A 20,835-nucleotide genomic window follows, 5' to 3' on the forward strand; every position below is an offset into this window, starting at 1 on the left:
CCTTGCTCGTGCTCATCCAGCACGAACAACGCACCCGGCACATCTGACAAGCACCACCCCACCCCGGCATTAACACACCCGGTCAACCCCACCCCACCAGCCAAGACCAAGATGAAAAGTCCCCATTGGGGACATCAAGCTCCGGCGCCCACCCCGTCCCTTCCGCAATTCGTCCTCTGGTTGCGGTCCTTGCGTGTGCAACTACCGCAACCAGAGGACGAAACGCGGGGCGTCGCGTATCCAGGCGCAGCGATTGGGCACCTGATTGCGGGGGCGTGAAACCGCCCTTACGGGCGAACGAATTTCGGCACTAACGGTGGTACACCGGTTCGCCCGTCCGGTCTAAGGTGCACGGTGCACAAAGCCTTGGGGAGGGCGTACATGGCCGACGCGGGGAGTCCGTGGCCGCAGGAGATCCGGCTGGCGATGACCATGGTGGGCGGGGCGAGTCTCGCGGTCTGGATGGGCGGGGTCGCCACCGAGACCTCACATCTACTACAGGCGTCGAGAACACCGGAAGCCGAAGGGCCGTACCGGACCCTGCTCGATCTGCTCCACGCCACCGTCTCGCTCGACGTGCTCACCGGCACGAGCGCGGGCGGCATCAACGCGGCGTGTCTCGGGCTGGCCGAGGCGTTCCGGTCGAGCCCGCAGGTGCTGCGCGACACGTGGATCAGCACGGGATCGCTCGACAACCTGATCCGCGACCCCGGCGAGAAGGAGCCGAGGTCGTTGCTGAACGGTGACAAGGTGCTGCTGGCGGACCTCAAGGACGCGCTGCACCGGATCACCGACAAGGCGACGGTGAAACCGGATTGTCCCGACATCACCGTGTTGCTCACCGGCACGATGATCGACGGCGAGACGACCAGGTTCGACGACGCGCTGGGAAACCTCGTGCGGGACACCGAACATCGCCTGCTGTTCCGGTTCGATGGTCCTTTGTGGACAGATGACGTCGTGGGGCCGCTCGCGCTCGCGGCCCGCTCCACGGCGTCGTTCCCGGGCGCGTTCGAACTTTCCCGGATGCCGATCGGCGAGAAGACCGGGCCGCTGCATCCGGACATGACCCGGTACACCGACGTCACGCGGTCGCATTGGCTGACCGACGGCGGTGTGCTGCTGAACAAGCCGTTGCGCCCGGCGTTGCGGGAGATCTTCGAACGGCAGTCGCATTCGGACGTCCGGCGGCTGCTGTTGTACGTGGTGCCGACGGCGGAACGCGAAGCCGAGCGGGTCGAGGTCGATCCGGAGCGGCCGCCGCTGCTGGGCAGTGCGATGAGCAAGGTCGTCGGCACCGTGCTGAGCCAGACGATCAGCGCCGAACTCGAAGACCTGACCCGGCACAACGACGCCGTGGTCCGGACCAGGGGAACCCGCGTTTCCCTTGCCGCGATGGGGGTTCGTGGCGGACCGGAGACGCTCGTCGACCAGCGGCTGATGAACGACTACCGCGACCGGCGGGTGCAGGAGGACGCCACCGCGCTGGTCCGCGAGGCGACCCGCAGGCTCTCACTGTCCGATGTGGAGGATTCAAGCCGTCAATGGGCGTCCGGCACGGCGGCGCAGTTGCGCGCGGCCGCGGCGGCGGGGCTGCGCGAAGGCCTGCCGACCGAGCCGCCCGCGGACACCTGCGAGGTCGAGAACCTGGTCGCCTTCCGCACCACCGCGCTCGACGATTCGGTGGCCACCGGTCTCCAGTTGGTGAACGCGGGTTTCCGGCTCGATCCGGCGCCGGAGCAGGCGGTGCAGCTCAACCGTTGCCGCGTGCTGCTGCACGAGGCACGCCACAAGTCCGCGCGGGGCCGTCGGCTCGCGGGCTGGGTCGCCGAACAGGACCCGCCGCCCGCCGACGTCACACTGGCCGCCTGGATCGAAGGCCTCGCCAAGGAATGGGCTGCCCTCGGCCGGTCGGACGCGCTGAAGGAGGCGTGGCCGATGGTGGTCGCCGCGCTCCGGCAGGCGACGCCGATCCTTTTGCCGCTGGCACAGGCGAAACCCGACACCGAAGCCGCCGACACGGTCAGCACGCTGCTGGCGTGGACCGGGCTCACGTCCGACGCCGAGAGCGCAGGGGATCCGATCGTCACCTCGCGTCTGGTGCGCCTGCACATCGCGACCCGCGGCCTGCTCGCGCAGCCGCCGTCGGTCGACCAGCGGGTCGACCTCGTCCAGGTGAGCGCGGATTCGCGGACGCTGCTGGACATGAAACGGCGCCGCTCGTGGGACAAGCTCACCGGCATGCAGGCCGACTACTTCGGCGCGTTCTACAAGGCGTCGTGGCGCGCGAACGACTGGATGTGGGGCCGGGTCGACGGCGCGGGCTGGCTGTTCCAATGCCTGCTCGACCCGAAACGCCTGCGGCTGCTGCGTGACGTCGTCGGGCGGGAAGCCTTCCGCACACAGGTCCGGGACGCGTTCAAGAAGATCGGCTGGCGGCAGCCGGGCACCGAAGACGGGCTGTCCCCGGCGGAAGCGGAGGCGTTGCGCGCCCAATTGGCGAGTGAGCTGGCTTTCCTCGGTCTCGACGGCGAACTCGGCGACGTGGAAGGCGAATCGGCGCTGCCGATCAGCATGCCGGTGACGGCGATGGTGCTCGCCAGGGTCCGGCAACTGGGGATCGCGCGCGAGGAACTGCCCTGCGTCGCGCTCCATTGCGGACACGACGCGAAAACGGCCAAGGGGAACGGGAAACCGTCGGAGCGGTTCCGGAAACTGATCGAGAACGAGCCGGAAACCGACGAGCAGGCGCAGCGCGCGTTCCAGGCGTGCCAGGTCTCCGGCGAGCGGTTCGAACACGAACGCGGGACGATGTTGCTGACGAAGACGCTGGTCAAGGCGGGCGCCGCCGGGATCAACGCGGCCGCGGGGGCGACGAGGGTGCCGAAGTCGGTCCAGCCCGCCGCGACCTTCGCCAAGGCCGCGAGCCGCAGCGCGTGGTGGATCACGCGCGGCGCGGCCACCCTGCCGTCCCCGTGGAACGTGCTCGCCGCGCTGATCACCGTGCTGGCCGGGTTCGTCCTCGGTGGACAGGGCGGGCCGGTGCTCCAATGGGTGGGCGTCCCGGTCGCCGCGGGCGCCATCGTGTTCCTGGTGGTCAGCCTGATGACGTTGCGCAAGACGTGGCGGATGGTGCTCACGGTGCTGGGCGTGCTGGCGGGGGCGGGTCTGCTGTTCGCCGCGTTCCTGCCACCGGTCCGTGACCCGCTGTTCGGCTGGCTTGGCGACGTCGTCGCGGGCTGGCGGCGCGGTGAGGCGCCGGTCTGGTGGCTGGTCGTCTGCCTGCTGGTCCTGCTGCCCGCCGTCTGGACGCCGCTCGGTGCCGTATTCCGGCGGCGAGGGCGCCGCTGAACCGCCGAATTGTGGCCTGACGCTGCGACCGAGTGGTGACGGTTGGTATCGTCACATGCGGTGAGACCGCATCGAGGCGGCCTTACCCACGAGTGCTGCGCTTCAAACGTTACCGTTACCTTTGTCACGTGTGTTTCAGGGTTGTTGCAGGTAGCCGCGTTGCCGTCGCCGCGCTGATCTGACCGCGCCCGAATCCTCCGGTACGTTTCTTGGACATGTCCGGAAAGCACTTGATCGAATACCCGACCAAGGCGGATGGTGCCGAGCTCTGGCGAATCGCCCGCGATTCGAAGAAGCTTGATCTCAACTCGGCCTACGCCTATCTGCTCTGGTGCCGCGATTTCGCGGATACGTCCGTCGTAGCGAAAGTCGACGGCACGCCGGTCGGTTTCGTGCTCGGGTATCGGAAGCAGGACACCGGCTTCGTCTGGCAGGTCGCGGTCGACGCGTCCCAGCGCGGGAAAGGCCTGGCCGGGGCACTGCTCGACGAGCTGTTCAGCCGCCTTGCCGCCCAAGGCGTGCGGTACCTCGAAACGACGATCACCCCGGACAACGAGGCTTCGATCCGGTTGTTCGCCTCGTTCGCCAAGCGGTGGAACGCCACCTTGGAACGGCAGGATCTGTTCTCCGCGACGGATTTTCCGGCCGAGGACGGAACGCATGAGCAAGAGGATCTGTACCGAATCGGTCCGCTCAGCAGTCAGTAGAACGTAAAGCCGGGGATCTCAGGGAGAAAGAAAACGTGATGAGCATTTTCGAGGAACTCGAATCCGAAGTACGCAGTTACAGTCGTGGCTGGCCCGTGGTGTTCGACCGGGCGCAGGGGAGCTACCTGTACGACGAAGACGGCAAGGCCTACCTCGACTTCTTCGCCGGCGCCGGCGCGCTCAACTACGGGCACAACAACCCGGCGATCAAGCGGGCCCTGATCGACTACATCGCCCGTGACGGCGTCACGCACGCGCTCGACATGTTCACCGTGGCCAAGCGGGACTTCCTCGAGACGTTCAAGGAGAAGATCCTCGCGCCGCGCGAACTCGACTACAAGGTCGTCTTCCCCGGCCCCGGTGGCGCGAACGCGGTCGAGGCCGCGCTGAAGCTCGCGCGCAAGGTGACCGGCAAGGAATCCGTCATCAACTTCACCAACGCCTTCCACGGGATGACGCTGGGCGCCCTTTCGGTGACCGGCAACTCGATGAAGCGCGGCGGCGCGGGTGTCCCGCTGGTGCACGCCACCCCGATGCCGTACGACAACTACTTCGATGGCTCCATCCCGGACTTCCTCTACTTCGAGAAGCTGCTCGAAGACTCCGGCAGCGGCCTGAACGAGCCCGCCGCCGTTATCGTCGAAGGCGTGCAGGGCGAAGGCGGCATCAACGCCGCGCGGGTCGAGTGGCTCAAGGCGCTGGACGAGCTGTGTAAGAAGCACGGCATCCTGCTGATCCTCGACGACGTCCAGATGGGCTGCGGCCGCACCGGCCCGTTCTTCAGCTTCGAGGACGCGGGCATCAAACCCGACATCGTCTGCCTGTCGAAGTCCATCGGCGGCTACGGCATCCCGATGGCGCTGACGCTGATCCGCCCGGACCTCGACGTCTGGGAGCCGGGTGAGCACAACGGCACCTTCCGCGGCATCAGCCCGGCGTTCGTCACCGCGACCGAGGCGCTGCGCGTCTACTGGAGCGACGACGAGCTGGAGAAGTCGACCAAGGCCAAGGGCGAGCGCATCGCCGCCGCGTTCGAAGGCATCGTCGAGGCGTACCCGGAAGCGAACCTGCTCGCGAAGGGCCGCGGGCTGGCCCGTGGGCTCGAGTTCGCCAACGGCGACCTCGCGGGCAAGGTCTGCGCCGCCGCGTTCGAGCGCGGGCTGCTGATGGAGACCTCCGGCCCCGACGGCGAGGTCATGAAGCTGCTGCCGCCGCTGACGCTGACCGACGAGGAACTCACGAAGGGCCTGTCGATCATCGACGAGTCCATCGCCACCGTCCTGAGCTGACCGCCCTCAACCAAGAACGAGAAGGAGTTTTCCGTTGCTTGTCAGAACACTCGACGAGGTCGCCGACACCGACGCCGACATCAAGACCCCGAACTGGCGCAGCAAGCGCATCGTGCTGGCCAAGGAGGGCGTCGGCTTCTCGGTGCACGAGACCACGCTTTACGCCGGGACGGTCAACGACTTCTGGTACGCGAACCACATCGAGGCGGTCTTCATCACCTCCGGTGAAGGCGAGCTGGAGAACACCGCGACCGGCGAGGTCTTCCAGCTGAAGCCGGGCACGCTGTACCTGCTGAACGACCACGACAAGCACCAGGTCCGGCCCAGGACCGAGATCAAGTGCGTCTGCGTGTTCAACCCGCCCATCACCGGCCGCGAGGTCCACGACGAAAACGGCGTGTACCCGCTCGTCACGGAACCGTAAAAATCGCTCGAGGAGGCGACTGCATTGACGCTGACCGACACCCGAGTCGACGACAGCTACCCGACTCGCATCACGGGTAAGCCCGTACACCTGCCCAGGACGCACCCCACCGTCTGGGGCGGCGAAGCCGACGGCCCCATCGACGCGGCCGCGCTCGCCAACCACGAGGCCCGTGGTTACACCGTCGTCGACCAGTTGTTGTCGCCTGGCGAGGTCCAGACGTACTGGCAGGAACTCGTCCGCATGTCGTCGGGGGACCACCGCGACGACGAGCGGGTCATCACCGAGGCCAAGACCGGTGAGGTCCGCTCCATCTTCGACGTCCACGAGACCAGCGAGCTGATCGCGGAACTCGTCCGCGACCCCCGTGTGCTCGACCGTGCCCGGCAGATCCTCGGCTCCGAGGTCTACATCCACCAGAGCCGCGTGAACTACATGCCCGGCTTCAAGGGCACCGGGTTCTACTGGCATTCGGACTTCGAGACCTGGCACGCCGAGGACGGCATGCCGGCGCCGCGCGCGGTCAGCTGTTCCATCGCGCTCACCGACAACTACGCGTTCAACGGCGGGCTGATGGTGATGCCCGGTTCGCAGCGGACCTTCGTCCAATGCGCCGGGGAAACCCCCGAGAACAACTACAAGAGTTCGCTGAAAGAGCAGCGGGTCGGTGTTCCCAGTGAGGATGACATCACCGAACTCGCCGCCGAATACGGAATCGATCAATTCACCGGACAGGCAGGTTCGGCGCTCTGGTTCGATTCGAATGTGATGCACGGTTCGTCGAACAACATCACGCCGTACCCGCGGTCGAACATCTTCGTCGTGTTCAACAGCGTCGAGAACGCGCTGCGCGAGCCGTTCGCCGCGATCGAACCGCGTCCGGCGTTCATCGCCGGCCGCGACTCGACACCCCTGTCGCGCTGACGAACCCCAGGTCGCGAAGGCCATGACGGGGCGCCTGTAGTCGACAGTGTGCGCCCTGTTACGTTGTCGCCAACGCGTGCGGGCCAGTGGGCTCGCACACGTTGGTGTTGTCGACGGACGAACGGGTTCTTCGCTCGGGGTGAGCCCACCCGGACGGACGTGGACGCCGATGTCCGGTGTGGGTCGCGCCCCCAGGCGGCCCAAATCGGACATCCCCCGGCTCCGTGCCATCAGATCGGGACTGATGGCGCGGAGCCTTTCTATTTCCGCGCGCTGACGAAGACGGGCGCGCGGGGTGAAGTCTCCCCGTCGCGCTGACGCGCTTTCGGGGAGACGGTCTGCCGGTCGCCTACCTCGGCTTGCGTGAGCGTCCGGGATTCCCGCTCGATGTCCCCAATGCGGCATTGGAGGCGCTCAGTGCCCCCAATGCCGCATTGGGGACATCGGCCCTGTCTCGGGTCCCTTTTGTCCCGATGTATCTCTCTTCCCTCGCGTTTTCTGGTTGGCGGCGTCTTCGCGCGGTAGGTTGGCTACTCCGGTAAGGGGAGAGATCGGGGGAGGGGGGTTCGTCATGGGCGAAAGCGGTTCCCCTGCTCGTTTCCAACTCCTCGGTCCCGTCCGGCTCCTCGACGGTGAACGGCCGGTCCCCGTCGGCGGTCCCGGCGTCCGTGGCCTGCTCGCACTGCTGGCCCTGAAGGTCAACAAGGTCGTCGCGCTCGACGAGATCATCGACGCGCTCTGGGGCCACGACCCGCCTGCCACCGCCCGCACGATCGTCCACGGCAACGTCTCCCATCTGCGGCGCGTGCTCCGGGACATCCAGGGCGACCATCCGCGCGGCGCCCGGATCCTCACCGCGCCGCCCGGCTACCAGCTCACCGTCGAACCCGGCCGGATCGACGTCCACCGGGCCAGGGCGTTGCTGGAGCGGGCGTCGGCTGAAGATCCGGACAAGGCGTCCGAGCTGCTCGCCGAGGCCCTCGCGCTCTGGCAGGGCCCTGCGCTCGCCGGTGTGCCGGGCTCGGTCCGCGCTCCCGAACTGGAGGATCTGCGGCTCGCCGTGCACGGCGCCCGGGTCGACGCGGACCTCGAACTCGGCAGGCACGCGGAACTGATCGTCGAACTCAGCCCGCTGGTCCGGGCCAAGCCCCTCGCCGAGCGCACGGCGGGCCAGCTGATGCGCGCGCTCTACCACGCCGGGCGCCGCGGCGACGCGCTCGAGCTCTACCGCACGGTGTCCCGCGCGACCCTGCGCACCCTCGGCGTCGAACCCGGCGCGGACCTGCGCTGGCTGCACGAACGGGTCCTGAACGACGACCTGCCGGTCAAGGTCGTCGCGGAATCGAAACCCGAAGCACCGCCTGTCCAGCAGTTGCCGCCCGCGGTGCCGAACCTCGCCGGGCGCGAGGCCGATCTGGCGTGGCTCGACGGTCTCGCCGAGCGGGCCGAGGCGGGCGAGACCGCGGTCGGCGTGGTCACCGGGACCGCCGGGATCGGCAAGAGCAGCCTGGTGGTGTGGTGGGCGCACCGCGCTTCCCGCCGCTTCCCGGATGGCATCCTTTTCGCCTCGCTGCGGGGTTTCGACCCGCATCACCCGCCGCTGGAACCCGCCGACCTGCTCACCCAGTTCCTGCTCGGACTCGGCGTCCCCGCCGAGGGCATCCCGGATCAGGTCCACGAACGCATCGCGCTCTACCGCTCGATGATCGCCGGGCGGCGGATGCTGGTGATCCTCGACAACGCCCGCTCCGCCGAGCAGGTGCGGCCGCTGCTGCCGCCCGGGTCGCGGTCGATGTCCCTGGTGACCAGCCGCTCCAGGCTCGACGGGCTCGCCGTGTCCAACGCCGCCAAACTGCGGGTCCTCGGCACGCTCGCGCCCGGTGACGCCGTCCGGCTGATCGAGGAACTCGCCGGGCCCGCCGGGTTCGACCTCAACCACGCGCTCGCCCGGCTCTGCGGTTATCTCCCGCTCGCGCTGCGGATCGCGGGCGCCCGGCTCGCCGCCAGCGCGCAGTGGTCCGCGCAGGACCTGGTCGAAGAACTCGGCAACGAACGGACCAGGCTGGCCGCGCTCGACGTCGAGGGCCCGGACGACGGGGTCCGCGCGGCGTTCGACGTCTCGTTCCGCGGGCTGCCCGCCGACGTCGCGAATACGTTCCTGCGTCTCGGCGTGGTCCAGTGCGTCTCGGCCGGTTCCCATCTGACGGCCGCGATCGGCGGGATCACCGTTGCCGAGGCGCGGCGGCATCTGCGGGTGCTCGCCGCGCACAACCTGCTCGCCGAAACCGGCCGTGACACCTTCGTCCCGCACGACCTCGTCCGTCTGTTCCTGCGTGAGCTGGCGGAGAACGAACTCGACGAGGCCGACCGGGAAGACGTCCTGTCGCGCTCGGTGCGGTACTACCAGGCCGTCGCCGACCGGGCCCGGCGGAAGATGCTGCGCATCGTCGACCCCCTCGACTTCACCGCTGTGCTCACCGACGCGCAGACACCGCCGATCAACTCCTTCGCCGAAGCGCAGGACTGGTTCGCCGCGGAATGGGAGAACCTGGTCGAGGTCCTCGAAGCCGCCCGCGCCGGCGGACGGCACGACGACGTCTGGCGGCTGGCGAGGGTCGCGCACACCTATCGCGCGGTGTACCCGTTGCTGGACGAATGGACCCGGCTGGTCGAGATCGGACTGGAGGCCGCCGAGCGGTCCGGTGACGTCCTCGGCCGGTGCTGGATGCTGATCTCGCGCTGCGCCATCGCGCTCACTTTCGAGCTGCCACAGGGATGTCTCGCCGACGCCGAACGCGCGCTGGAACTCGCGAGCGCGATCGGCGACAACCGGCTGATGGTCTCGGCGAACATCCACCTCGGCTCCGCGCTGACCCTGCTGAGACGGTACGACGAGGCCATCACGACCTTGAAGCAGGCGGCCGAGGAGACCGAGCGGACCGGCGACCTCCAACTGCGCGGGCAGGCGCTCAACAACTGCGCCGAGGCCGAAAAGCGGGCCGGGCGGTTCATCGAGGCGATCGGGCACCAGATCGCCTCGCTGGAGATCGACCGGACCCTCGGCGACGAAAGTTACGTCGTCGTCTCGCTGAACAACCTGGCCGAACTGAGCATGCGGATCGGTGAACTCGCCGCCGCCGAGCGGTACGTCTGGGAGGCCGTCGACCTGACGATCAGCAGGCGGTTCGTTCTCCAGGAGGGCGTGCTGCGGCTGACACTGGGCAGGGTGCTGCGTGCCGGGTCGGATGTGGACGGTGCCCGCGAGCAATTCGCGCTCGCGCTGAAGATCCTTTCCGACGCCAATCCCAAGCTCGCCGGGCTGGTCCGTGCGGAACTCACGGACCTCGGCGAAAGTCCGTGAGTGATCCTTAGCGGATTCTTAGTGGCCTCGCCTCTCGCGCGCGTAGGGTCCCGTTCAGTGTCGATCGAGCCCTAGGGGAGGGGCATGCGGTAGCGATCGGCGCTCGGGCGGTTCCCTTTCGGGGCCGCCTGAAGAGTCGCCAGGAGCGGCTCGTGGCGGTCCGGCCGGTGGAGGTGGGGGCGATACCGGCCGGCCGCCAGGCGGCTTCTCGCAATTCGGCACCTGATTGCGATGGTTGCGTGCGCGCAAGTACCGCGATCAGGTGCCGAATTGCGGGGGTCAGCCGGTGTTCGCGGTGCACAGGGCGATGGTCTGGCCCTTGTTCTCCGCCACCTTTTTGCCGTTGACCAGGATCGTGCAGGCGATCTGGTTGCTGACCGACGAGTTCCGGGTGTCCGCGGTGACGGTGAGCAGGTAGTCACCCGAGTTGAAGGACGCCGTGCCCCGCCATTCGTCGGTGCTGGCCGGGGTCGTCTCGGTCCGCTGGTCGTTGAGCGAGCCGAACCGGACGGTCGCGCCGCCGGAGGCGCTGACGACGAACTCGACGGTGTTCTTGTCCGAGGCGACCGCCGGGATGTGCAGTCCCGACTCGCCAGTAGCGAAGAAACTGGTGTAGACCAGTAACCCGGTTGCGGCCAGTAGTCCCGCGATGGAAAGTGCGAGCCCCGCGACTCCCATTCCCTTCTTGTCCGCTTCACCCTTCTTGATTTTGGTAAGACCGATCACGGAAAGAGTCATTCCGATTACGGCGAGCGGCCAAGCGGCGATCCCGGCGACGGGGACGAAGGCGACCCCGAGCGCCGCGAGTCCGACCAGGAAGCCGGCGATGACCAGGCCGTTCTTGGGCTTTCGGTGCCGGGTCCCGTGCGTGGCGAAGCCCGGGCCGTACCGGGTGGCTGGTGGGTGCGGGAGTGGTGGATCGGTCGGCATACATGCCCTTTCGGAGGCTTCCGTCCGAAGACGTTAACCCATCGTTCGGGGCAATGGCCGAAATTGTTACCTGCCGGAAAAAGTCATTATTCAACGATAATCAAGCGGTCATCGATATTTTCTGACGAGAATTGTGGCACCGCCGAATATCGGAAACCCGATCACTGATCGAACAGACTGACTTCGGGAGTGATCTCCAGCAGTTCGTGCACCGGGCGGCCGCGGCGGCCGTCGATGGTCGTGGTGCGCACGACGCGCAGCCGCGCGGTCACCGGCCGGTCCAGGTTCTCCTTGATCTCGTCGAGCAGATCCGGCGCGACCGCGCCCTGGATCGTGCCGCCCGATTCGCGTTCGAGATAGAAGATCCGGCGCCGGGTGCGGACGCCGTCCAGCCTGCCGCTGACCGTCTCGTAACCGACGGCCTCCCGTGACTCGCGCAGGCTCCCGGACAGGACCCGCGCCTGCTCGGTGGTCATGCTGCGGGTCAGTTCCTCGCCGGCGGTCGGGGTCAGCGCCATGCCGATCCCGGAGTGCTTGCTGACCGCGTTGACGATGTCGCTGACCGCGTTGCGGACGGTGTCACGCTGCAACAGCACCGCGTCCAGCGCGCCGTCGTCGGAACCGTTGGCAGGCAGGAAATCGCACAGTTCCTTGACCGCGCGCTCGGACAGCGACTCGATCCCGTCGTGGATGAGCGCGTCGTCGAGCGCCGGTTCCGGGAAACCGAAGAAGATCGCGTTGCCGGCCTGGCCGCGCTGGATCAGCGGGGCCTTCTCCCGGTCCGCGGGCTGGACGATCGTCACCTCGCCCGACGGGTTGCGGATGATGTGCCCGATCTTCGCCGTCGCGTCCTGCAGCGCGCGGCTGATGTCGGAGAAGGTGTACGCGTCGAGATGCGACTCACCGATCACGGACACGCGAAGCAGCGGCGAACGGGACGTCCGCTCGAACTTGGCGTACGCGGCCATCGCCGACGCGCGGGCGAGGTCGTCGAGCCAGGTGCCGCCGGGGATCTCGTCGGCGATGCGCCGGAATTCGTTCCTCACCAGATCACTTCCGGAATTCCCCTGCCACCCGATGCCCACACTTCCTCCCAGATCTCCTCGTCGCCGGGGCGGCAGAGGAAGCCGTCGAGCATGCCGCCGACGGGCTGGACCTGTTCGAGGTACATGGCGGGCTGCCCGACGATGACCCCGCGCAGCGTCAGCAGTCCGTACAGCGCCGAGCGGCCCGTGTCGTCGAGCCGTTTGAGCGCGCCCCATTCGTCCGGGATCAGCACCACGTCGAGCCCGAGGGGCGGATGCGGGGTCCTGGCGGTCAGCGCGCCGCCGATCCACGCGCGGCCGGTCGGCATGATCCGCCGGGCCACCCCCAGGTAACTGTTCAGCGCGCTGAACAGGATCTCACGGTCGTTCTGGTGCGGTGCGTCGAAGACGAGCCGCTCGTAGACATCGGCCAGATCGGCGGGATGGCGGCCCGGAGGCAGCAGGTTGTGCGGCGTCCAATAGGGGAGCGCCAATCGGAGCCTCCTTCGTGTGCCGGGGCTCCCGATCGAAGAAACGTACCCGGCGTCACGCTCACAGTGCGTAGCCGAATTTACCAGGCGGGTGTCAGCCGCCCTGCCCCGGCCGGTGCTCGGAGGCGCGCCCGGCGGGCGGCCAGTCCTCGTCACTCGGCCAGACCGGCTCGGGTTCGCGGCCTTGGCCACCGTTCCGGCCGGCGGGTTCCGGCTCGTCGAGGTGGTAGATCCGCGCAGGTCGCACCGGTTCCGGGGTCAGCTGACCCTCGCGGTGGCCTTCCGACTCCTGGTCGTACGGCTCGTCGTCGTCCTGGATCCGCGCGGGCGGGAGGAACTGCGTCCGCTCGGCGGACAGCAACTCGGGTACGGGCTCGGGCTCCGGCTCGGAGTAGGCCGGAGCGGGGTGTTCCGGCTCGGGGGCCGCCGGTCGCTCCCGCCGTTCGCCACGCGTCATCAGCCAGGTCACACCGCAGCCGAGGGCGAAGGAGATGAGCAGCCAGAGCCAGATCTGCCCGAAGAGCCAGAACATTCAGCCATCACCTCTGTTCTGCCGTGATGTCGACGCGGCGGCCCTCGCCGTTCGCGCCGTCGGAGTTCCTGCGCTGGGTGGAGTACGCCTGGTCGCGCTTGACCCCGTTTCGCTCCAGCAGCCGCTCCACCGCCAGCGCCCGGTTCAGCGAAAGCTTCCGGTCCGAACCGGTCGCCACCTGCCCGGTGATCCGGAACCGCAGTTCGCGCGGAGCGTCCGTGAGCAGCTTCGCGATCTCCAGTGCGCCGCGTTCGCCATCCGCGGTGAGTTCGGTGGTGTCCGGTTCGAACGCGATCGGCGTCGCCGTCAGCAGACGGTCGATCTCGGCCTGGAAACCGGCCTTGTCCGTCGGCTTGGCCGAAGTCGGCGCCGGACTGGGCGGCGGGCTCGGTGGCGCGGGGCTCGACGGCTCGCCGCTGGTCGTCACCGGTCCGGCGGGCGGGGCGGTGTCCCCGGAGATCTCGACCGTGCGCACCCCGTCGACCCGCTGGATGGCGTCCATCGCCTGCGCGGCCTTGTCCGGCGGGAAGCCGGTGAGGTTCGCGTCGCGGCCGGAGAAGCTCACCTGACCGCCGGAGACGCCGACGTCGGCCAGCGCTTCCTTCGCGCGCGCCGTCAGCTCGGCCTCGATGTCGTTCGAGGCCGACCATACGGAAATCGCCGTCAAGGCGAGCGTGACCAGCAGCGCTGTAGGCAGCAAGCGGCTCCAGCGTGTACCGGGCATGAGGGAACTGTAAGCCGCGCCTTGCCGGTTGGCGAACCGGCTTTCACCACGTTCGGCGCAGCGTCAGGCGGCCGTTGGGGCTAACCCGCGAGGTGCGGCGCACCCTCTCTGGCCTGCGACGTCGAGTGTGGCCGGGGAAGAGGCCGCAGACCCGCGCGGACTGCACCGGGCGGTCAGTACATAACCCTGTTGGGTGACACCGATCGGCGGTTGTGAAGTACATGAAGGCCCCCTTGCTTGCGCTAGACGCAAGCAAGGGGGCCTTCATGTACTTCAGGCGCCCAGGGCACCGGTGCCGAGCGGCCGGGGTCAGCTCGCGTGGTGGTGGATCTCCCGCAGTGGTTCGGCCGGGATGGAGACGCCCGCCGGCTCGATCTGCTCCAGCGGGAGCAGCGGCGCGAGTTCGGGGCGCTTCGGCGACAGGCCGTCGCCCATGGACTCGCCCCTGAGGTGACGGCGGATCCACGGCAGCAGGTGCGCCTTCGTCCATTCGAGGTCGGAGCGGCGTGACGTGATCCAGGTGCTCGGCTGCTCGGACGCCGGCCATGGCTCACGCCAGTCGTCGGCGACCGGGACGCCGAGTACCTCGGCCGCGCGCAGGGCGATCCGCCGGTGGGCCTCGGGGGTGAAGTGCAGCCGGTCGTCGCTCCAGGCGCGGCGGTCGTGCAGCGGGTCCATCGCCCACATGTCGACCACTTTCGCGCCGTGGCGGGCGGCGATCGCCCACAGATGCGCGTTGTAGATGCCGACCTTGCCGCGCAGGACGTGCATCACGGACAGGTACTTGGTGTCGGGCCCGTTGAAGATGAGCACCGGGATCCCGGCCTCGCGCAGCTTGGCGACCCCCGCCTCCAGCCGCGCGGCGACGGCGTCCACGTCCGCGCCGGGCACGATGATGTCGTTGCCGCCCGCGCACAGGGTGACCAGGTCGGGCTTCACCGCCAGTGCGATCGGCAACTGTTCTTCGAGGATCTCGTCGAGCATCTTCCCGCGGAGGGCGAGGTTCGCGTACTGGAAATCGGGCCTGCCTTCGGCCAGGATCTCCGCGAGCCGATCCGCCCAGCCCCTGAAGGTGCCGTCGGGCAGATCGTCGTTGAGTCCTTCGGTGAAGCTGTCACCGATCGCCACATAGCTGTCGAATCCGTACACGTTGGGTCCCCTTCCGTCCGTGTGCCCCCGGTTGGTACTTGTACACCACAACTAACAGCTGAGAGCGCCCCTGCAATCCCACCTGAGCGAAACCCTTGGTTCAGCCCGTTGACACAGTCTCTTATTTTGTCGGACGTCCATGCATCTCCATTACTGGGATGTACACTCCTGTGCTGCGGAGATTCCCCTCAAGTGGACGTAAAACGGACACGTGGTGTGGCGAACGTCTCCCCGCCCGGGTGTTCAGGCTCATAGATCCGGCAGGCTGTAAGGGTGACCTATCGACCCCCGCGCGAGTCGCTCGCCCAGATCCTCGGCGGGCGGCGTGGCGCCATCGACGCGAGCATCCCGCCCGCGGCCTTCGTCATCGGCTGGCTGATCGCGGGTCAGTCGATCGCCTGGGGAGCCGGCGTGGCCATCGGGGTGGCGGTACTGCTCGGCGCGTACCGGGTCGCGCGCGGTGACAAGGCGCGCGCGGTCGTGGTGAGCCTCGCCGCGGTGATCGCCGCCGCGCTGATCGCCCTGCACACCGGCCGCGCCGAGGACTTCTTCCTCATCCAGCTGCTGTCCAATGTGGCCAGCGCGCTGCTGTGGGCGGCCAGCATCGTGATCCGGTGGCCGCTGCTCGGCGTCGTCGTCGGGCTCGTCATCGGCCAGAAGACCCGCTGGCGCCGCGATCCCGCGCTGCTGCGCGCGTATTCGCGGGCGAGCTGGGTGTGGGTCTTCCTGCAATACACGCTGCGAGTCGTCGTCTACGGCTCGTTGTGGTGGAGCGGGCAGGTGGTCGCGCTCGGCATCGCGCGGACGGTGCTGTCCTGGCCGCTGGTCGCGGTGACGGTCGCGGTGAGCGGCTGGGTGCTGTACCGCACACTGCCGCCGGAACATCCCGGTCTGCGGGTCGTGGCGGAGAACGAGAACCCCTCCGGATCCGAGCCCGACGGGCTACCCAGGACATAAGGCGGCCCCCGGCGAGGGGGGAGGGTCCGGGGGCCGGGTCCTACGGTACCCGGAGTTCGGGCCCGGAGTCGATGGTTTGGTCTTTTAGGGCTCTTTTTTGGTGTTTTTCACGGGTGCGCCGGCCGCGGCGCCCCTTCGCCGTACGCGTCGACGGCGGCGAGCCACGCGGCACCGAGTACGCCGTCGGTGCTGGTCAGGACCTCGAACCCGGTGAGTTCGGCGCGGACTTTCGCCCCGACCGGGCCATCCGGTGACAACACACTGCCTACGAGGACGATCGGCGTGTTCTCGCCGGGTTCCCGCGCGGCCATGACGTTCGTCACCAGCAGGGCGGCCGCGCGGGTGGTGATGTCGTCCGCCGCCGGGTCGCCGTCACGGTCGGCCTCGCTGACGAACGGGGCGAACCTGGCGAGCCGGATCGGCGCCTCGGCGTTGGCGTTCGTGATGAGCGCGCGCCACAGCGCGGACCGGTCGTTCGCCGGGTCCACTGCGGACGGTCCGAGCGCTTCGGCGAGTACGGCGCCCGCGAGCGGGCCGAGTTCGCCACCGAGGCTCAAAGTATCCAAAGTGGAGCGAACGGCTTCGCGGCCGAGCCAATAGGCCGAGCCTTCGTCACCGAGCAACCAGCCGTACCCGCCGACGGTGGAAACCATCCGCCTGCCCCGGACCCGTCCGGCGATCGAGCCGGTGCCGGCCACGAGTACCGAACCGTCCGGCGCGGAAGTGGCCGACGCGTAGGCGACTTCGGAGTCGGGGACCGTCCGCACAGGACTGATTCCCGCGTTCTTCCAAGCGGCGGCGAAGATCTCCGCGATCGCGGGATCGCTCAGTTTGCTGACGCCCGCCATGCCGACGACACACGCCGCCGTCGCCGCCGGGTCCAGCCCGCCCAGCGCGCCGGTGATCGCGCTCGCGATCCGCGCCGCGGCTTCGGCGGGCGGATGGGAGTTGGGATTCGCCCCGCCCGCGCGTCCGGAACCGAGGACGGCGCCGGAGGCGTCGAGCACGATCGCTCGCGTCGACGTGCCTCCGGCGTCCACACCTACGACATGCGTCACCGGGTCTTGGTCACCTTGAGCAGCCCGCGGGGGCTGTCCGGGTCACCGCCGCGCGCCAGCGAAAGGCCGAGCGCGATCCGCTGGATGGGCAGGATCTCCAGGATCGGGGCGACCTCTTCGGCCGAAGGGGCGACACCGATCCGCAGCGCCGCGGGAACGTCGGCTGAAGCGGAACCGACCGCGAGCACGTCCGCGCCGCGTTTGCCGACGGCTTCGAGGACCTCCTGCATCGCGCCGACGCCGTGTCCCTGGCTCGTCACGGCGAGCACCGCGGTCTCGCCGTCGACCGCGGCGACCGGACCGTGCAACAGGTCCGCGCCGCTGTACGCGCGGGCCGCGAGGTAACTGGTTTCGGCCAATTTCAGGGAACCTTCCAGCGCCGAGGCGTAGGAGTAGCCGCGGCCGGTGGTGAGCACCCGGTCGACGAACCGGTAGCGGTCCACCGCGCGCCGCACGCCTTCGTCGGCGTTGTCGAGGGTCTGCTGCGCGAGTTCGCCCAGCTTCGCCGCGTCCTCGCCCGTGCCGCCGCGGACCGCGTCGATCAGCAGGTAAAGGGAGAGCAAGGTGGCCGAGTAGGTCTTCGTGGCGGCCACGGCTTTTTCGAGCCCGGCGCCGATGTCGACGCCGAGTTCGGCGGCGGCGCGCAACGGGGATTCCGGGGTGTTGGTGACCGAGACGGTCAGCGCTCCCTGGCGACGCGCGGTTTCGGTGACCTCGATGAGATCCGGGGAACCACCGCTTTGGCTTACTGTGATGAAGAGAACGTCCCGCAGATCGGGACGGGCGCCGTACAAAGTCGCGGTGGAGGGCGAGACGAGACCGCAGGGGAGACCGAGGAGTACTTCGATCAGGTACTTCGCATACAGGGCGGCGTGGTCGCTGGAGCCGCGGGCGGCGAGCAGTGCGAACCTGGGCGGGCGCTTGGAGATGGCTTCGGCCACCTCGGCGATTTCGGCCTGTCGCTCCACGATTCCTGCCAGAATGGCGGGTTGCTGGGAGATCTCCGCGGCCATGTGCTCGCCGGGGCGCTGTTCGGTCATCTCGTTCCCTTCGACCGGGACGTACTTCGTCCCCCGAGTAGGTCTAGACCAATGCTAGCCCGAATGGACGTTTGTGGTGAAGGGTACGTTTCCTAGCGGGGACGGTGCGCGTTTGAGTGGGAAGGCTTAGGGAGTCGGTCATGCTGGAGACAACCACCGCGGGTGAGGCGGGCGCTACGGCAGGGATGCGCGGACAGCGCGAACCCAAGTACTGGGCGCTGAAACAGCACCTGCTCGATCTGCTCGACGCGTTGCCGCCGGGCTCGCCGATTCCGACGGAACGGGCACTGGCGGGGGAATTCACCGTTTCGCGCACCACGGTCCGGCAGGCGCTCGCCGACCTGACCGCCGAGGGCAGGCTCCACCGCGTGCAGGGCAAGGGCACTTTCGCCGCCGAGCCGAAACTCGCGCAGCGCCTTCAGTTGTCGTCCTACACCGAGGACATGCGCAAGCAGGGTCTCAAGCCGTCGTCGAAGCTCCTGGAGATCGACGAACTGCCGGTGGAGGCCGATCTGGCGAAACTGCTCGGAATCCGGGTCGGCGCGAAGATCCTTCGCCTTCGCCGTCTCCGGCTGGCCGATTCGCAGCCGATGGCGCTGGAGACCACGCATCTCCCCCTCGGCCGGTTCCGCGGTTTGCGCAAACATGTTTCCGCAGGTGGTTCGCTGTACGCCGTGCTGAGGGAGCACTACGGCGTGGAGCTGGAAAGGGCCGAGGAAACGATCGAGACAGCGCTTGCCGGACCGCACGAGGCGGAGATGCTCGGCGCCGATGTCGGAATGCCGATGTTGCTCCTTTCGAGGCATTCTTTCGCCACCGACGGAAAGCCTGTCGAGTTCGCCCGCGCGATCTACCGTGGCGATCGTTACAAGTTCGTCACGACGCTCTTGCCTGAGGCGCGCTGACGGAAACGTTTCGCAGGGCGCTGGACCGAAGTGAACTCGCGGTGATCTTGAAGGGCGCCCTACAAAACGTTTCCGTGGCCTTCGGCCAAAAGAGGGCGCGCCTGTGCGGACTCCCCGTCGCGCTGACGCGCTTTCGGGGAGTCAGGTCCGCCGGTTCCAGTGGCTTCGCTACTTAATTCTCTGACGCGTCAGGTATTTCCGGGATGGCCCGGTGTCCCCGGTCGTGATTCAGTTCGTCTTATGAGTGACGGGGCGGCGGGCATCCGCTGGGGGACGCCGGTGGCGCGCGGAGTGCTCGCGACGACCATCGTGGGTTCGGGCATGGCGATGCTCGACGGGACGATCATCAACGTCGCCTTGCCGCGGATCGGCGAAGAACTCGACGCGTCCGTCGCGGGCCTGCAATGGATCCTCGACGGCTACCTGCTCGCGCTCGCCGCGCTGATCCTCGTCGCCGGTTCGCTCGGCGACCGCTACGGGCGCCGCCGGATGTTCATCGTCGGCGTCGTCTGGTTCGGGATCGCGTCGGGACTGTGCGCCGCCGCGACGACGACCGAGATGCTCGTCGCGACCCGGATCCTCCAGGGGATCGGGGGAGCTTTGCTCACGCCCGGTTCGCTCGCGATCCTGCAAGCGTCCTTCGCCCACGACGACCGGGCCCGCGCGATCGGCGCGTGGTCCGGGCTCGGTGGGATCGCGGCGGCGATCGGCCCGCTGCTCGGCGGCGTGCTGGTGCAGGTGTGGTCGTGGCGGCTGGCGTTCCTGATCAACCTGCCGCTGGCCGCCGTCTGCGTCCTGCTCGCCAAGCGCTACGTGCCCGAGTCCCGCGACGAGGAGGCGACCGGGCATCCGGACTTCACCGCGGCCGCCGTCGGCGCGATCGGGCTCGCCGGGCTGACCGGTGCGCTGGTCGAGGCTCCGGGACGCGGCATCGGGGACGTCGTCGTCCTGGTCTCCATCGTGCTCGGCGTCGCGGGGCTGGCGGCGTTCCTGGTGATCCAGCATCGCTCCGCCGACCCGTTGGTGCCGCCGAAACTGTTCCGCGACCGGACGTTCAGCCTCGCCAACGCGCTCACCTTCGTCGTCTACGCGGCGCTCGGCGGCGTGATGATGCTGATGGTCATGCAGTTGCAGGTGTCGCTCGGCTATTCGCCGACCGCGGCCGGGCTCGCCGGGCTGCCGATCACCGTGATCATGCTGCTGTTCTCCGGCCGGTCGGGCGCGCTGGCGCAGCGGATCGGGCCGCGGGCGCAACTGGTCGCCGGCCCGATCCTGGTCGGTGTCGGGATGCTCCTGCTGATGCGTGTCGGGCCGGGATCGACGTACCTCGGCTCGGTGCTGCCCGCCGTCGTCGTGTTCGGTGCCGGGCTGGCGACGGTCGTCGCGCCGGTGACCGCGACCGTGCTCGCCGCCGCGCCGGACCGCTACGCCGGGGTGGCGTCCGGCGTCAACAACGCCATCGCGCGGTCCGGCGGGCTGCTCGCGATCGCCGTACTGCCCGCCGTCGCCGGACTGTCCGGCGCCGCCTACACGGATCCGGTGGCGCTGACCTCGGGCTGGCGGACGGCGTTGCTGGTGTGCGCGGCGCTGGCGATCGGGGGCGGGCTGATCGCGCTCGGCATCCACAACGGTGTCCTCGACACGCCTTCGGATGAACCGGTCGACGAAGAATCACCGCACCCCGGCGAGTGTCTCCACTGCGGGGTCGACTCGCCGCCGACACACGTCCGCCCCGGCGGTCACCCGACCTAGACGGTTGATTCCGTGAAAATCACGTGAAGCTCAGTGAGGCGCTGTGACTGCCCATAGAGGACGCTTTGCGAGTCAAATCGTCCGATTAGATGCCGCATGTCCGTATCGCCAAGGTCGTGAAGGCCTCCTTGCTTACCCTCAAGGTAGGCAAGGAGGCCTTCACGACTTTGGTTCGCGTCCTTGAGGAGGCCTCGCAGACCCGGTAATACGGGCAGT

At 68.4% G+C, this 20,835-nt stretch carries 17 protein-coding genes; 9 read left to right on the plus strand and 8 right to left on the minus strand.

What is annotated here, in order from left to right:
* The first annotated feature begins 381 nt into the window (after positions 1-381).
* From ACLARN_RS30300 to ACLARN_RS30325, 6 genes are all read left to right on the plus strand, one after another.
* Positions 382-3,351, plus strand: coding sequence for a patatin-like protein (locus ACLARN_RS30300; protein WP_409494888.1), 2,970 nt, complete (start codon positions 382-384; stop codon positions 3,349-3,351).
* A 215-nt stretch (positions 3,352-3,566) separates the two neighbouring features.
* The gene (gene ectA / locus ACLARN_RS30305) at positions 3,567-4,058 is read left to right on the plus strand and encodes a diaminobutyrate acetyltransferase (RefSeq protein ID WP_409494889.1); all 492 of its coding nucleotides are present in this window, start codon (positions 3,567-3,569) and stop codon (positions 4,056-4,058) included.
* A gap of 38 nt (positions 4,059-4,096) precedes the next feature.
* Positions 4,097-5,347 carry a diaminobutyrate--2-oxoglutarate transaminase gene (gene ectB, locus ACLARN_RS30310; protein WP_409494890.1) on the plus strand — a complete coding sequence of 417 codons (1,251 nt, stop codon included), beginning with the start codon at positions 4,097-4,099 and terminating at the stop codon, positions 5,345-5,347.
* Positions 5,348-5,381: 34 nt separating this feature from the next.
* Positions 5,382-5,771 (plus strand): ectoine synthase, encoded by a 390-nt coding sequence (locus ACLARN_RS30315; protein WP_409494891.1) that lies wholly within the window; start codon positions 5,382-5,384, stop codon positions 5,769-5,771.
* A 24-nt stretch (positions 5,772-5,795) separates the two neighbouring features.
* Positions 5,796-6,695 (plus strand): ectoine hydroxylase, encoded by a 900-nt coding sequence (gene thpD, locus ACLARN_RS30320; RefSeq protein ID WP_409494892.1) that lies wholly within the window; start codon positions 5,796-5,798, stop codon positions 6,693-6,695.
* Between the two features lie 571 nt (positions 6,696-7,266).
* The gene (locus ACLARN_RS30325) at positions 7,267-10,056 is read left to right on the plus strand and encodes a BTAD domain-containing putative transcriptional regulator (RefSeq protein WP_409494893.1); all 2,790 of its coding nucleotides are present in this window, start codon (positions 7,267-7,269) and stop codon (positions 10,054-10,056) included.
* 279 nt (positions 10,057-10,335) lie between these two features.
* Here ACLARN_RS30325 and ACLARN_RS30330 read toward each other — a convergent pair whose 3' ends face one another.
* From ACLARN_RS30330 to ACLARN_RS30355, 6 genes are all read right to left on the minus strand, one after another.
* Positions 10,336-10,986 (minus strand): DUF4190 domain-containing protein, encoded by a 651-nt coding sequence (locus tag ACLARN_RS30330; RefSeq protein ID WP_409494894.1) that lies wholly within the window; start codon positions 10,984-10,986, stop codon positions 10,336-10,338.
* A gap of 161 nt (positions 10,987-11,147) precedes the next feature.
* A complete protein-coding gene (locus ACLARN_RS30335; protein WP_409494895.1) occupies positions 11,148-12,032 on the minus strand; it encodes a hypothetical protein in 885 nt (294 codons plus the stop codon).
* Positions 12,029-12,505 carry a DUF6932 family protein gene (locus ACLARN_RS30340; protein ID WP_409494896.1) on the minus strand — a complete coding sequence of 159 codons (477 nt, stop codon included), beginning with the start codon at positions 12,503-12,505 and terminating at the stop codon, positions 12,029-12,031. The genes ACLARN_RS30335 and ACLARN_RS30340 overlap by 4 nt, the downstream gene beginning before the upstream one ends.
* Before the next feature lie 91 nt (positions 12,506-12,596).
* Positions 12,597-13,034 (minus strand): hypothetical protein, encoded by a 438-nt coding sequence (locus ACLARN_RS30345; RefSeq protein ID WP_409494897.1) that lies wholly within the window; start codon positions 13,032-13,034, stop codon positions 12,597-12,599.
* 7 nt (positions 13,035-13,041) lie between these two features.
* Positions 13,042-13,758, minus strand: coding sequence for an OmpA family protein (locus ACLARN_RS30350; protein WP_409494898.1), 717 nt, complete (start codon positions 13,756-13,758; stop codon positions 13,042-13,044).
* A 309-nt stretch (positions 13,759-14,067) separates the two neighbouring features.
* Entirely contained in the window at positions 14,068-14,907 is an 840-nt protein-coding gene (locus ACLARN_RS30355) for an SGNH/GDSL hydrolase family protein (protein ID WP_409494899.1), read from the minus strand.
* A gap of 273 nt (positions 14,908-15,180) precedes the next feature.
* Here ACLARN_RS30355 and ACLARN_RS30360 point away from each other — a divergent pair, with 273 nt between their 5' ends.
* The gene (locus ACLARN_RS30360; RefSeq protein WP_409494900.1) at positions 15,181-15,864 is read left to right on the plus strand and encodes a DUF3159 domain-containing protein; all 684 of its coding nucleotides are present in this window, start codon (positions 15,181-15,183) and stop codon (positions 15,862-15,864) included.
* 107 nt (positions 15,865-15,971) lie between these two features.
* Here ACLARN_RS30360 and ACLARN_RS30365 read toward each other — a convergent pair whose 3' ends face one another.
* Together ACLARN_RS30365 and ACLARN_RS30370 are read right to left on the minus strand one after the other, a co-directional pair.
* Complete coding sequence (locus ACLARN_RS30365; protein WP_409494901.1) at positions 15,972-16,922, minus strand: N-acetylglucosamine kinase; 951 nt, start codon at positions 16,920-16,922, stop codon at positions 15,972-15,974.
* A complete protein-coding gene (locus ACLARN_RS30370; RefSeq protein ID WP_409494902.1) occupies positions 16,919-17,962 on the minus strand; it encodes an SIS domain-containing protein in 1,044 nt (347 codons plus the stop codon). The genes ACLARN_RS30365 and ACLARN_RS30370 overlap by 4 nt, the downstream gene beginning before the upstream one ends.
* 140 nt (positions 17,963-18,102) lie before the next feature.
* Between ACLARN_RS30370 and ACLARN_RS30375 the strand changes: the two genes are divergently transcribed.
* Both ACLARN_RS30375 and ACLARN_RS30380 read left to right on the plus strand, forming a co-directional pair.
* Positions 18,103-18,867 carry a GntR family transcriptional regulator gene (locus tag ACLARN_RS30375; RefSeq protein WP_409494903.1) on the plus strand — a complete coding sequence of 255 codons (765 nt, stop codon included), beginning with the start codon at positions 18,103-18,105 and terminating at the stop codon, positions 18,865-18,867.
* A 240-nt stretch (positions 18,868-19,107) separates the two neighbouring features.
* Positions 19,108-20,619, plus strand: a complete 1,512-nt coding sequence (locus ACLARN_RS30380; RefSeq protein ID WP_409494904.1) for an MFS transporter — start codon at positions 19,108-19,110, stop codon at positions 20,617-20,619.
* Positions 20,620-20,835: the final 216 nt, after the last annotated feature.

The organism is Amycolatopsis sp. cmx-11-12, assembly GCF_046269425.1.
GTDB lineage: Bacteria > Actinomycetota > Actinomycetes > Mycobacteriales > Pseudonocardiaceae > Amycolatopsis.